General features: G+C 71.6%; 11 protein-coding genes. 3 read left to right on the plus strand and 8 right to left on the minus strand.

The features are described 5' to 3' along the window. Positions 1–66: 66 nt before the first annotated feature. From ACH4SI_RS07295 to ACH4SI_RS07325, 7 genes are all read right to left on the minus strand, one after another. Positions 67–2,505 (minus strand): PQQ-dependent sugar dehydrogenase, encoded by a 2,439-nt coding sequence (locus tag ACH4SI_RS07295; protein WP_398293541.1) that lies wholly within the window; start codon positions 2,503–2,505, stop codon positions 67–69. A gap of 319 nt (positions 2,506–2,824) precedes the next feature. Continuing rightward, positions 2,825–3,826 carry a sugar phosphate isomerase/epimerase family protein gene (locus ACH4SI_RS07300; RefSeq protein ID WP_398293543.1) on the minus strand — a complete coding sequence of 334 codons (1,002 nt, stop codon included), beginning with the start codon at positions 3,824–3,826 and terminating at the stop codon, positions 2,825–2,827. 12 nt (positions 3,827–3,838) lie between these two features. Then, positions 3,839–5,008: a Gfo/Idh/MocA family protein gene (locus tag ACH4SI_RS07305; RefSeq protein ID WP_398293545.1), complete on the minus strand. Its 1,170-nt coding sequence runs from the start codon at positions 5,006–5,008 to the stop codon at positions 3,839–3,841. A gap of 48 nt (positions 5,009–5,056) precedes the next feature. Then, entirely contained in the window at positions 5,057–6,124 is a 1,068-nt protein-coding gene (locus ACH4SI_RS07310) for a substrate-binding domain-containing protein (protein WP_398293548.1), read from the minus strand. Further along, complete coding sequence (locus tag ACH4SI_RS07315; RefSeq protein ID WP_398293953.1) at positions 6,121–7,113, minus strand: ABC transporter permease; 993 nt, start codon at positions 7,111–7,113, stop codon at positions 6,121–6,123. The genes ACH4SI_RS07310 and ACH4SI_RS07315 overlap by 4 nt, the downstream gene beginning before the upstream one ends. Positions 7,114–7,181: 68 nt before the next feature. Further along, the gene (locus ACH4SI_RS07320; RefSeq protein ID WP_398293550.1) at positions 7,182–8,723 is read right to left on the minus strand and encodes a sugar ABC transporter ATP-binding protein; all 1,542 of its coding nucleotides are present in this window, start codon (positions 8,721–8,723) and stop codon (positions 7,182–7,184) included. Between the two features lie 384 nt (positions 8,724–9,107). After that, complete coding sequence (locus tag ACH4SI_RS07325; RefSeq protein ID WP_398293552.1) at positions 9,108–10,289, minus strand: ROK family protein; 1,182 nt, start codon at positions 10,287–10,289, stop codon at positions 9,108–9,110. Between the two features lie 200 nt (positions 10,290–10,489). Between ACH4SI_RS07325 and ACH4SI_RS07330 the strand changes: the two genes are divergently transcribed. Continuing rightward, positions 10,490–10,777, plus strand: a complete 288-nt coding sequence (locus ACH4SI_RS07330) for a ribosomal protein L7/L12 (protein ID WP_398293554.1) — start codon at positions 10,490–10,492, stop codon at positions 10,775–10,777. A gap of 24 nt (positions 10,778–10,801) precedes the next feature. Here ACH4SI_RS07330 and ACH4SI_RS07335 read toward each other — a convergent pair whose 3' ends face one another. After that, positions 10,802–11,479, minus strand: coding sequence for a GntR family transcriptional regulator (locus ACH4SI_RS07335; protein ID WP_398293556.1), 678 nt, complete (start codon positions 11,477–11,479; stop codon positions 10,802–10,804). 154 nt (positions 11,480–11,633) lie between these two features. On the opposite strand from ACH4SI_RS07335, the gene fdhD reads away from it, so the two are divergent. Both fdhD and ACH4SI_RS07345 read left to right on the plus strand, forming a co-directional pair. Next, on the plus strand, positions 11,634–12,494 hold the full coding sequence (fdhD, locus tag ACH4SI_RS07340) for a formate dehydrogenase accessory sulfurtransferase FdhD (protein WP_398293558.1): 861 nt from the start codon (positions 11,634–11,636) through the stop codon (positions 12,492–12,494). 61 nt (positions 12,495–12,555) lie between these two features. After that, positions 12,556–13,140, plus strand: coding sequence for a TetR/AcrR family transcriptional regulator (locus ACH4SI_RS07345; RefSeq protein ID WP_398293560.1), 585 nt, complete (start codon positions 12,556–12,558; stop codon positions 13,138–13,140). The last annotated feature ends 59 nt before the right edge of the window (positions 13,141–13,199 follow it).

Here is a 13,199-nt window from a genome sequence, read left to right on the forward strand (position 1 = left end):
CTCCTTCCTCCGGGTGCGGCCCGGGTCCCGGGGCGGGCGTGCCGCCCCGGGACCGGGCCGCGGCGGTCAGCCGGTGCCGATGGTGAAGTCGTCCAGGTCGTACAGCGCTCCCGCACCGCCCTTGAAGACGAGGTAGAGCGTGGTGGTATGGGTCGGGGGCTTCCGCAGCGGCGTCCTGACGTCCTGGAACGTCTCCCAGCCGCCGGTCACCGGCACGGTGGCCCGGCCCAGCAGCTGCCCGGTCGGGGAGCCGGCGCGCACCTCGAGGGTGCCGCCCGCGCCCGCGGAGGAGACGCGTGCGGTGAAGTCCTTGGCGTTGCCCAGGAGATACGGGGTGAACGCGATCCAGTCGCCGTTGTCGATGTTGCCGACCGTCTTGCCGCCGTTGGCCGGGGCATGGTTGATGACGTCGACGCCCTGGGACTTGCCGTAGTGCTCGGCCTGGCGGTGGCGGGGCTGGACGACGTTCTGATCGTGGGTGGTCAGCGACGGCTGGCCGCCCCCTCCGTTGTCGGTGTACTCGGCGTCGAAGACCCCGAAGATGTTGGCGTTGGGGTCGTGCTCGCTGTCGGCGCTGGTCTTGAGGGTTCCGGAGCAGCCGGTGGCCGAGGTGATGGGGTGGCCGTGGCTGTCGTGGCCGAGGACATGGGTGACCTTGACCTTGCCGCAGTCGATGGTCCCGTCCTCGGGGTCGGTCACCTTCACCTTGAACGGCACCTCGTCGCCGAAGGTGAACAGTTGGCCGTCGCCGGGCAGTTGCAGCGTCACCTTGGGGGCCGTGTTGCCGACCGTGAGGTGCACGCTCGCGCTGCCGCTGCGGCCGGAGGGGTCCTTGGCGGTGACGGTGGCGGTGTAGGTGCCGTTCCTGGTGTACCGGTGGGTGGGGTTGGGGGCGGTGGAGGTGTGGCCGTCGCCGAAGTCCCAGCGGTACGTGAGCGTGTCGCCGTCGGCGTCGGCGGTGCCCGCCGAGCTGAACGCGACCCTCATGGGCGCCTTGCCGGACGTACGGTCGGCGGCCGCCTCGGCGATCGGTGAGTACCCGTCGGTGGCGTTCTCGATGCGGTAGAGCGCGGAGTGCTCGTCGCCGCCGAACCAGCTGAGCCCGTAGTCCAGGACGTACAGCGCACCGTCCGGGCCGAAGGCGGAATCCATCACCTGGGTGCCGGTCCACGGGAAGTCGTTGATCTTCTCCACGGTGCCGTCGGCGCCCTGCTCGATGCGCTTGATCCACTGGCGGCCGAACTCGGTCGCGAAGAAGTCCCCGTCGTAGCTTCCCGGGAACTTGACCGGCGAGTCGAGCGAGGCGTCGTAACGGTAGACCGGGCCGCCCATCGGCGACTCGGAGCCGGTGCCGAACTCGGGCACGGAGTCGTTGTCGTACGGGATCCAGGCGGGCTGGGCGGGCGGCAGATCGGTCAGCCCGGTGTTGTACCGCGAGGTGTTCTTCGGCGCGGCGCAGTCGAAGGCCGGGCCGGAGGTGCCGGTGGCGAAGTCGTAGTCGCGGTACGGCTCGTTGTCGCCGACGCAGTACGGCCAGCCGAAGTTGCCGGGCTTGGTGACGCGCGCGAACTCCACCATGCCCGCCGGGCCGCGCTCGGGGTCGGCGGCGCCCGCGTCCGGTCCGTAGTCGCCCACGTAGATCGTGCCGGTCGGCTTGTCGATGTTCATCCGGAACGGATTGCGGAAGCCCATCGCGTAGATCTCGGGACGGGTCTTCTCCGTGCCGGGCGCGAAGAGGTTGCCGTCCGGGATGGTGTACGAACCGTCCGCGGCGACCTTGATACGGAGGATCTTGCCGCGCAGGTCGTTGGTGTTGCCCGCGGAGCGCCGGGCGTCGTAGGCGGGGTTGCGGTTCGGGCGCTCGTCGATGGGGGTGAAGCCGTCGGAGGCGAACGGGTTGGAGTCGTCACCGGTGGAGAGGTAGAGGTTGCCGGCGGCGTCGAAGTCGATGTCGCCGCCGACGTGGCAGCAGATGCCGCGGGAGGCGGGGACGTCGAGGACCTTCTTCTCGCTGCCGGTGTTCAGGGTGCCGTCGGTGTTGAGGGTGAAGCGGGAGAGGCGGTTGACGCCGTCGAACTTCGCGAAGTCGGCGGCCGTGCCCTCGTTGGGGGCGTCGCCCGCGGGGGTGTCCAGCGGTGGTGCGTAGTAGAGGTAGATGGCGCGGTTCTCCTGGAACCCGGGGTCGATGCCGACGCCCTGGAGCCCTTCCTCGTCGTGCGAGTAGACCGGGAGCTTGCCGGACACCTTGGTCTCGCCGCCCGCGTCGGTCAGGCGGAGAGTACCGTCGCGGGAGGTGTGCAGCACCGAGCGGTCGGGGAGGACGGCGAGCGACATGGGCTCACCGGTCTCGGCCGCGCCCTTGGCGAGCGTGACCTGCTGAAACCTCTCCGCTGCCTGGTCCGCTCCCGCGGGTGGGGATGCGGTGAACGCGAGCCCCGCGCCCACGAGCAGGGAGCTCGTGAGGAGCGCGAGGGAGCCGCGCAGTCCATGCCGTTTCCTGTGCACGCTGATCCTCCGGGAAAAGAGGGGGTGTACGGACGGGGGGCCGTTGACCGCCCGACCTGGCACAGGCGCGCGCCGTCGCGCCGTTCGGTGAACCGGCTCGGGGTGAGGGGCCCCATGTGACCGGTACATCTCAAGGACGGTAGCGGGGTTTGTCCGGTTCGGAAACCCCTTTGACACATGCTGGGTTGGCTTGGTCCGCGAGCAGGACAAAGCCGCTGGGGTCGGCGCGGGGCTGTTCCCCCACCCCGCGCCTTCCCGCAGCATCCGGTATGCGGCTCCGCCGCGTGGCGGGGCCCTCCCTCAGGCCGGCCGTGGCGGCTCAGTCGCCGCCGAAGGCGGCGTCGAAGGAAGCCGTCGGAGGGTCGAAGTCGTAGGACTTCAGGTGGCGCAGGGCCTCGGGGGCGCCGGTCAGGCGGTCCATGCCGGCGTCTTCCCACTCCACCGAGATCGGGCCGTCGTACGCGATGGAGCGCAGCATGCGGAAGACGTCCTCCCAGGGCACGTCGCCGTGGCCCGCGGAGACGAAGTCCCAGCCGCGGCGGGGGTCGCCCCAGGGGAGGTGGGAGCCCAGGCGGCCGTTGCGGCCGTCGAGGCGGCGGCGGGCCTCCTTGCAGTCGACGTGGTAGATCCGGTCGCGGAAGTCCCACAGGAAGCCGACCGGGTCGAGGTCCTGCCAGACGAAGTGGCTGGGGTCGAAGTTGAGGCCGAAGGCGGGGCGGTGGCCGACGGCTTCCAGGGCGCGGTGGGTCGTCCAGTAGTCGTACGCGATCTCGCTGGGATGGACCTCGTGGGCGAAGCGGACGCCCTCGTCGTCGAAGACGTCCAGGATGGGGTTCCAGCGCGTCGCGAAGTCCTCGTAGCCGCGGTCGATCATGCCGGGCGGCACCGGCGGGAACATGGCGACCAGGTGCCAGATGGACGAGCCGGTGAAGCCGATGACGGTGCGTACCCCGAAGGCGGCCGCGGCGCGGGCCGTGTCCGCCATTTCGGCGGCGGCCCGCTGCCGTACGCCTTCGGCGTCGCCGTCGCCCCAGATGCGGGCGGGGAGGATGGCCTGATGGCGTTCGTCGATGGGGTGGTCGCAGACGGCCTGGCCCATCAAGTGGTTGGAGATGGCCCAGCACTGGAGGCCGTACTTGTCGAGGAGTTCCCGGCGCCCGTCGAGATAGCCGGGCTCGCCGAGCGCGCGGGTGACGTCGAAGTGGTCGCCCCAGCAGGCGAGTTCGAGGCCGTCGTAGCCGAAGTCGCGGGCGTGGCGGCAGACCTCCTCCAGCGGCAGGTCCGCCCACTGGCCGGTGAAGAGGGTGAAGGGTCTGGGCATGCGGGACTCTCCTCAGGCGGGCACGGGTGTGTAGACGCAGTTCTTCTCGGCGCTGTCCTCGACCGCGGCCAGCACCCGCTGCACCTGGAGCCCGTCCTCGAAGGACGGTTCGGGGTCGGTTCCGGTGGCGATGGCGTGCACCATGTCGCGCGCCTGGTGGACGAAGGTGTGGTCGTAGCCGAGGGCGTGGCCCGGGGGCCACCAGGCCTCCAGGTAGGGGTGTTCGGGTTCGGTGACCAGGATGCGGCGGAAGCCGGAGTCGGCGGCGGGTGCGGTGTGGTCGTGGAACGACAGCTCGTTGAGCCGTTCGAGGTCGAAGGCGAGCGAGCCGTGATCGCCGTTCAGCTCGATGCGCAGCGAGTTCTTGCGCCCGGCGGCGAAGCGACTGGCCTCGAAGGACGCCAGGGCGCCGGAGGCGAGGCGGCCGGTGAACAGGGCCGCGTCGTCGACCGTCACCGGGCCGAGGGCGGGCGCCGCGCCCGGCCCCTCGGGGACGAGCGGGCGTTCCCGTACGAAGGTTTCGGTGAGCGCCGAGACGCCGACCAGCCGCTCCCCCGCCAGGTACTGCGCGAGGTCCACGATGTGCGCCCCGAGGTCGCCGAGCGCGCCGGAGCCCGCCAGCTCCCGGCGCAGCCGCCACACCAGGGGGAATTCCGGATCCAGGAGCCAGTCCTGGAGGTAGGTGACCCGTACGTGGCGCAGGACGCCGATCCGGCCCTCGGCCACCATGCGGCGGGCCTGCGCGGTCGCGGGCGTACGGCGGTAGTTGAAGCCCACCATCGTGCGCTGTCCGCGGGCGCGCGCCCGGCGTGCGGCGGCGGCCATGGCCTCCGCCTCGGCGACCGAGTTGGCGAGGGGCTTCTCGCACAGCACGTGCTTACCGGCCTCCAGCGCGGCGATCGCGATCTCGGCGTGGCTGTCGCCGGGGGTGCAGACGTCGACCAGCTGCACATCGTCCCGGGCGATCAGGTCGCGCCAGTCGGTCTCGGCGGCCGCCCAGCCGTGTTTGTCCGCGGCGGCGCGGACGGCGTCCGGGTCGCGGCCGCAGATGGCGGCCATGGCCGGGCGGAGGGGGAGGTCGAAGACGCGGCCCGCGGTGCGCCAGCCCTGGGAGTGGGCGGCGCCCATGAAGGCGTAGCCGACCATGCCGACGCCAACGGTGTGTGCTTCGGGGTGTTCCATGTGGCTCCTCTCAGATCGCGGCGGGAAGGCGATTGGTGGAGACGGGGCCTAGCTGAATCCCGTGGGCAGGTACTGGTCCACGTTGTCCTTGGTCACGACGGCCGAGTAGAGGGTGAGCGAGGCGGGGATCTCCAGCTCGGCAAGGCCCCCGACGCCCTTGCCCTGGCCGAGCGCGCGGGCCAGGTCGATGGCGGAGGCGGCCATCGTCGGCGGGTACAGGACGGTGGCCTTGAGGACGGTGTTGTCGGCCTTGATGGCGTCCATGGCGCGCTTGGCGCCCGCGCCGCCGACCATCAGGAAGTCGTCGCGCCCGGCCTGCTGGATGGCGCGTTCGGCGCCGACGCCCTGGTCGTCGTCGTGGTTCCACAGGGCGTCGAAGCTCGAGTGGGCCTGGAGCAGCTGGGCCATCTTCGACTGGCCGGACTCGACGGTGAATTCGGCGGCCTGGCGGCCGACCTTCTTGATGTTGGGGTAGTTCTTGAGGGCGGCGTCGAAACCGGCCGTGCGCTGGCGGGTCAGCTCCAGGTTGTCCAGCCCGGCCAGCTCCACCACCTTGGCGTTCTTCTTGCCCTTGAGCTGTTCGCCGATGTAGCGGCCGGCGTTGAGCCCCATGCCGTAGTTGTCGCCGCCGATCCAGCAGCGGTACGCCTGCGGGGAGGCGAAGACGCGGTCGAGGTTGACGACGGGGATGCCCTTTTCCATGGCCTTCAGCCCGACCTGGGTGAGCGCCTTGCCGTCGGCGGGCAGGATGACCAGGACGTCGACCTTCTTGTTGATGAGGGTTTCGATCTGCCCGATCTGCTGGGCGGTGTCGTTGGAGCCCTCCGTGCTGACCAGCTTGACGTCCTCGTACTCCTTGGCGCGCCGTTTGGCCTGCTCGTTGATGGCGTTGAGCCAGCCGTGGTCGGCCTGCGGCCCGGCGAAGCCGACGGTGACCTTCTTGCCGGGTTTGGTGTCGGCGGCGCCGGCGGGCTGCTTGCCCTCGTCGCCGCTGTCGTTGTTCTCGTTGCTGGTGCAGCCGGCCGCGAACAGCGCGCCCGCCGCGGCGGTGCCCAGGAGCAGGTGTCTGCGGCTGGTGGGGTTTCCCGGGGTGTGGTTCATGACGGTGTGTTTCATGACGTCGAACGACCCTTCTGTACCAGGACGGCGGCGACGATGATGGCGCCCTTCGCGATCTGCTGGACATCGCTCTGGAGGTTGTTCAGGGCGAAGAGGTTGGTGATGGTGGTGAAGACGAGGACGCCGAGCACGGAGCCGGTGATGGTGCCGCGGCCGCCGCTGAGCAGGGTGCCGCCGATGATGGCGGCGGCTATGGCGTCGAGTTCGTACAGGTTGCCGTTGGTGTTCTGGCCGGAGCCGGTGAGGACGACCAGCATGAACGCGGCGATGCCGCAGCACAGCCCGGACAGCAGGTACAGCAGCAGCCGCTGGCGCCGTACGTCGATGCCCGCGAGCCGGGCCGCCTCCGGGTTGCCGCCGATGGCGACGGTGCGCCGGCCGAAGGTCGTACGGCCCAGCAGCAGCCAGCCGAGGACCGTGGCCGCGGCGAAGATCATCACCAGGGGTGGGATGCCCAGTACGTAGGAGTCGCGGAGCCCGAGGTCCAGGACCGGCTTGACGTTGACGACCTGCGTCTTGCCGTCGCTGATCAGGAGCGCGAGGCCGCGCGCGGAGGCCAGCATGGCGAGGGTGGCGATGAACGGGACCAGGCCGCCGTACGCGATGAGCACACCGTTGACCAGGCCACAGCCGAGCCCCACGAGCACGGCGCACAGCAGGATGCCGCCGAACCCGTAGTCCTGGGTGGCGAGCGTGGTGGCCCAGACCGAGGCGAGCGCGACCATCGCGCCGACGGACAGGTCGATGCCGCCGCTGGTGATCACGAAGGTCACGCCGACCGTGACGACACCGATGACGGACGCCTGGGTGAGGACGAGTTGCAGGTTGCCGGTGCTCAGGAACTCGTCGGGCTTGGTGATGGCGCCCACGACGGCGAGGGCGGCGAGCACGCCGAGGAGGGAGAGGTTGCGGAGGTCGGCGAGGCGTCTGAGGCCGCCGCCTGCTTTGGCCGGTGGGCCGGGGGCGGGCCCGGCCGCCTTCGTCAGTGTGGCCCCGGCGCCGGGCACGGCGTCGGCGCCCGTGTCTGCGCCCGTGTCTGCGCCTCCGGGTGAGTTCAGCACGACGGACTCCCTTCCATCACGAGATCGAGGACGCGGTGCTCATCCAGTTCGCCCGCGGGCGCCGTATGGACGACGCGCCCCTCGCGGAGCACCAGCACCCGGTCGGCGAGGCCGAGGACTTCGGGCAGCTCGCTGGAGACCAGCAGCACCGCCATGCCGTCGTCGGCGAGGCGTCGTATCACCGCGTACAGCTCGGCGCGGGCGCCGACGTCCACCCCGCGGGTGGGCTCGTCCAGCAGCAGCACCCGGCAGCCGCGCAGCAGCCAGCGCGCGAGCACCGCCTTCTGCTGGTTGCCGCCGGACAGCGTGCGCACCGGGCGCTCCGGGTCGTCCGGGTGCAGCGACAGATCGCGCACGCTCCGGCGGGCCGCGTCCCGCTCGGCGCCGCGGTCCAGCCATCCGGCCCGGGAGAAGCGGGCGAGGGAGGAGACGGAGACGTTACGGGTGATGGACTCCAGCATCAGCAGCGCCTGCGCCTTGCGCTCCTCCGGCGCCAGCCCGAGCCCGGCGCGCACGGCGGCGGTCACGCTGCCGGGGCGCAGCGGGCGGCCGTCGACGAGGACGCGTCCCGCGGTGGGGCGGCGGGCGCCGTAGACGGTCTCCAGGATCTCGGATCGGCCGGAGCCGACGAGTCCGGCGAGCCCTACGATCTCGCCGGGCGCCAGGTCGAGGTCGACCGGCTCGAACTCCCCGGCCCTGGCCAGCCCTTCGAGCCGCAGCAGGGGTTCCTGCGCGGTGTTGCTCACCGTACGGCGTGGAAACGCGTACTCGACGTCCCGCCCCGTCATGAGCGCGACGATGTCGCGGGTGGACGTCGTACGGGCGGGCAGCCCACGGGCGGCGGCGCGGCCGTCCTTCAGCACGGTGACGCGGTCGCCGATGCGGCGGATCTCCTCCAGCCGGTGCGAGATGTAGACGACCGCCACGCCGCCGGTGGTGAGGTCGCCGACGATACGGAAGAGGTTGTCGACCTCGTCGGGGTCGAGCGCGGCGGACGGCTCGTCCATGACGATCAGCCGTACGTCGTGCGAGAGGGCGCGGGCCATGGACACGATCTGCTGTGCGGCGGCGGAGAGTTCGCCCACCAGGCGGCGCGGGTCGATCTCGGGGTGGCCGAGGCGGGCCAGCAGCTCGGCGGCGGTGGCCCGGGCGGCCCGGGACCGTACGAAGCCGGCGGTGGCGGGCTCGTGGCCGAGGAAGATGTTCTCCGCCACGGACAGGCCCTCTACGAGGTCGAGTTCCTGGTAGATGGTGGCGATGCCGAGGCGCATGGCGGCGACGGGTGACTTCAGGGCGACCGGTGCGCCCTGCCAGACGATCTCCCCGCCGTCCGGCTGGTGGGCCCCGGCCAGCACCTTGATCAGCGTGGACTTGCCCGCGCCGTTCTGCCCCAGGAGGCAATGGACTTCCCCCGCCTGAACGTCGAGGTCGACGCCGTCGAGGGCCCGTACGCCGGGGAAGGACTTGGTGATGCCGGACATGGTGAGCAGCGGGGGCGGTGGCGGGGCCGACTGTTGCGGATCGGGTGGTGCCATGGCGAGTCTCCTCGGGCGGGTCGCTGTGGCGGGCTGCGGCTGGTGCTGCGTACGGTGCTCTTCCCCACCCCGCCCCTCCCCGGCCCGGGGCCCGGCCCCCGCTCCTCCATCGCCGGAGGGGCTGCCGGTGCCGGAGCCACGGCGCCCACCTGCGGCAGGTGCCCCGGCGGACTCCGGGCGGCCGGCTCACCGAAAGCGCGGGCCCACGCCACCGGATGCCCGGGGCGCCCGGCCCGGGATCGGAATGCGGGGGGCCGGGGGCCGGGGTGGGGTCCCGGTTCGGGGAGGGGCGGGGTCGGGGAGAGACACGTCCGTGGGTTCACACGTGCTGCGCGCTGTGCCTCGGTACGGACCACGCCGACGACGGCGGGCCGTAGGGGTGGGTCAGGCCGGGGAGAAGAGGTGGTCGCTGATCAGTCGGGCCGCGCCGGTGACCCCCGCGGCGGGGCCCAGTTCGCCCAGCACGATGGGGAGGTTGCCGGTGGCGAGCGGAAGGGACTGGCGGTAGACCTGGGTGCGGATGGCGGCCAGGAGCGTGTGGCCGAGGCCGGTGACGCCGCCGCCGATCACCACCAGGCCCGGGTTGAAGAAGCTGACGAGACCGGCGATGACCTGACCGGTGCGCATGCCGCCCTCGCGGATGAGTTCGAGGGCGGCGGCGTCGCCGGCCGAGGCCGCCGCCGCGACGTCCGTGGCGGCGAGGTGCCCCGCCGCCTCCAGCCGCGCGGCGAGTTCGCCGGAGCGGCCGTCGCGGGCGGCGGCCTCGGCGTCGCGGGCGAGGGCCGCGCCGCCGAAGTAGGCCTCCAGGCAGCCGTGGTTGCCGCACGCGCAGGGGCGGCCGTCGGGCTCGGCCTGGATGTGCCCGATGTCGCCCGCGCTGCCGGTCGTACCGCGGTAGACATCACCGGCGACCACGATCCCGCAGCCGATACCGGTGCCGATCTTGACGCAGAGGAAGTCCTTGACGGAGCGGGCGACCCCGGCGTGCTGCTCCCCCATGGCCATGAGGTTCACGTCGTTGTCGACCATGACGGGGCAGCCCAGTTCCTGGCTGAGTGCCTCCCGTACGGGGAAGCCGTCCCAGCCCGGCATGATCGGCGGTGCGACGGGCACGCCCTCGGGGTACCGGACGGGGCCCGGCACTCCGATGCCCGCGCCGTCGAACCCCTCCGCGACGCCGGAGGCGCGGAGCTTGGCGGCCATGGCCAGGACCTGCTCGAACACCGCGACCGGGCCCTCGCGGACATCCATGGGCTGGGTGAGGTGGCCGAGAATCTCCAGTTCCGCGTTGGTCACGGCCACGTCGACGGACGTGGCGCCGATGTCGACGCCGAGCAGCCGGAGGGCTGGCGCGAGCCGTATGTTGTGCGAGCGGCGCCCGCCCCGTGAGGCGGCGAGTCCGTCGGCGACCACCAGGCCGGTCTCCAGCAACCGGTCGATCTCGACGGCGAGCTTGGAACGTGAGAGGTCGATCTGATCGCCCAGCTGAGCCCGGGAGTTGGGACCGCCGTCACGCAACAGGCGGAGCAGCCGGGCCTGATGCGCGTTCGCGGGTCGTGCCGTCATGCGCCTCACGCCGCCCCTCCCGCCGTCATCGGCATGCACATGGTCGGGCTTTCACGGGGAACGTAGCAGCGGTTGTCGGGGGTGGGAAGAACTTGCGCCGCAATCCACGCGGACTTTCTCCTGTGGAAGGACAAACTTACGGGCAGCCAGGGGCGATTTTCCGTCAGCCGCCGTCGGTACCACCCGCTAGCATGCCGATCATGGAAATAGCGAGCTTCGCCACCCTCGTAGCCGTCATCGTGATCTACGGCGGCCTGGAATCCCGCCTCAAGCGCATGGAGCGCCGGGCCGCCCGGCTGGAGCGCAAGGCGGATCTCATCCTCGACCACCTGGGCGTGCGTCAGGAGGAACCGGGCATGGAGCGGGTGACCGCGCTGCTGCGCGAGAACAAGAAGATCCAGGCCATCAAGGAGTACCGCGAGATCACGGACGCCGATCTCAAGGAGGCCAAGGAGGCGGTCGACCGCATGGACGGCACCCGCCGCTGAATACCCAAGCCCTCGAAGGCGCGGTCAGTCGTGGGGGCGCTCGTGGTAGCTGTGGCGCGTGTGCTCCGTGTGCGCGCGCATGATCTCCGTGGCGCGTCGTTCGTCGCGCGCGGCGATGGCGTCGATCAGCTCACGGTGCTCGGTCCAGGACTGCTTGCCGCGCTGCCGGGCCACCGGGGTGTAGTACCAGCGGACCCGGCGGTGCACCTGGGCGGCCAGGTCCGCCAGCACCGCGTTCCCGGCGAGCGCCATCACCGTGGCATGGAATTCGGCGTTCGCGGCCACGGCGCCGTCGACGTCGTCCTCCAGGACCGCCCGTTCACCGGTGGCACACACCTCCTCCAGCGCCGCGACCCCCTCCGGCCCCGCGTCCGCGGCGGCCAGCCGCGCGGCCTCGGCCTCCAGCAGGGTGCGGACGGTGAGGAGCTGATCGGCCTCGTCCTCCGTGGGCTCGTGGACGAACGCGCCCTGCGCCGGGCGCAGATCGACCCATCCCTCGGTGTTGAGCCGCTGCAGCGCCTCGCGCACCGGCTGCCGGGAGACCCCGAGGTGGCCCGCCAGTTCGCTCTCGACGAGGTGCTGGCCGGGGCGGAGGGCACGGGTGGTGATGAGTTCGAGCAGCGCCTCGTAGACGCGCTCGCGCAGCGGCCCGGGCCGCTCCAGCCTTGGCACCGCGCCCTGCGGCAGTCCCTTGGACAGCATCGCGCCCCCTGTGGATCGGTGTCGGCCGGATTCCCGGATTGGTTATTGTCTACAGTTTACGCACACCGGGGCTACGGTCTCAGACCCACGTGCAGCACAATGAGGCCACCACCCAGCACGCACGCAACCACGCACAGAACCGGGACTGATCGACATGGGACGGGTCACTGAGCGACGCCGCGTCACACGCGTCCGGGACGGGGCGGTCAGCACCCGCCCGGACACCCTGGTGGCCGAGGAGCCGCTGGAGATCCGGCTGAACGGCAAGCCGCTGGCGATCACGATGCGCACGCCGGGCGACGACTTCGCGCTGGCCGCCGGATTCCTGGTGAGCGAGGGCGTGCTCGGCAGCGCGGACGAACTGGCGAACATCGTCTACTGCGCGGGCGCGACCGAGGACGGCTCCAACACCTACAACGTGGTGGACGTGAAGCTCGCCCCGGGCGTGCCCGTCCCCGACATCACCCTCGAACGCAACGTCTACACGACCTCGTCGTGCGGTCTGTGCGGCAAGGCCAGCCTGGACGCCGTCCGCACGACGGCGCGCTGGCGGCTGGACGAGCCGGACGACGGCCACGCCCCGGTCCGCATCACCCCGGAGACCCTGACCGCCCTGCCCGACCGGCTGCGCGCCGCCCAGCGCGTCTTCGACCGCACCGGCGGGCTGCACGCGGCGGCGCTGTTCACGCCGGAGGGCGAACTGCTAGACATACGGGAGGACGTGGGCCGCCACAACGCGGTGGACAAGCTGGTCGGGCGGGCCGTCCAGCAGGGGCGGCTGCCGCTGTCCGGGGCCGTGCTGCTGGTCTCCGGCCGGGCGTCCTTCGAACTGGCGCAGAAGGCGGTCATGGCGGGGATCCCGGTGCTGGCCGCGGTCTCGGCGCCCTCCTCGCTGGCCGTGGACCTGGCGGACGAGGCGGGGCTCACGCTGGTCGGCTTCCTGCGCGGCACATCGATGAACGTGTACGCGGGCGAGCACCGGCTCGCGCTGCCGACGGCGGTCGGCGGCGCCTGACGCCGCTGTCACCCGAACGAGTTATTGACCGATCGTTCTGGATAGATGCTACGGCTTTCCCGTGGCCAGAACGAAGGAATTCGACCCGGAGGCCGCGCTGCAGTCGGCTCTCGAGCTGTTCTGGCGGCGCGGCTATGAAGCGACCTCGATGGCGGACCTCGTCGAGCATCTCGGCATCGGCCGCGCCAGCATCTACGCGACCTTCGGCAACAAGCGCGAGCTGTACCTGAAGGCGATGGACCGCTATGCGGAGACCCGCGACCCGAACCTGCTGGTCGAGCTGTCCCAGCCGGGCCCCGCGCTGCCCGCGGTGCGGGCGATGGTGCGGCGCTTCGCCGAGGAGGCGGCCTCTCCCGAGAAGCGGCTGATGGGCTGCCTGGTGACCAACACCGCGGCCGAGCTGGCCCCGCACGACCCGGCGGTGGCCCGCCGGGTGGAGGTGAGCTGGGACCATGTGGAGACCCCGCTGCACTCCGCGCTGATACGGGCCCAGGCCCAGGGAGAGCTTCCCGAGGACCGCGACCCCCGTGCCCTGGCGAGGATGCTGCTCGTCCTGCTGCAGGGGCTGCGCGTGGTCGGCAAGGCGTCGGACGACCCCGCCCGGGTGCGGGACGCGGCGGAGCAGGCGCTGACGCTGCTGGACTGAGTCCCGCCACACCCAGGGGCAAGGAGCACTCTCTTACGCCCCTCTTTCATGCCCGCATA

The organism is Streptomyces sp. NPDC021212 (genome assembly GCF_044332925.1).
Lineage (GTDB): Bacteria > Actinomycetota > Actinomycetes > Streptomycetales > Streptomycetaceae > Streptomyces.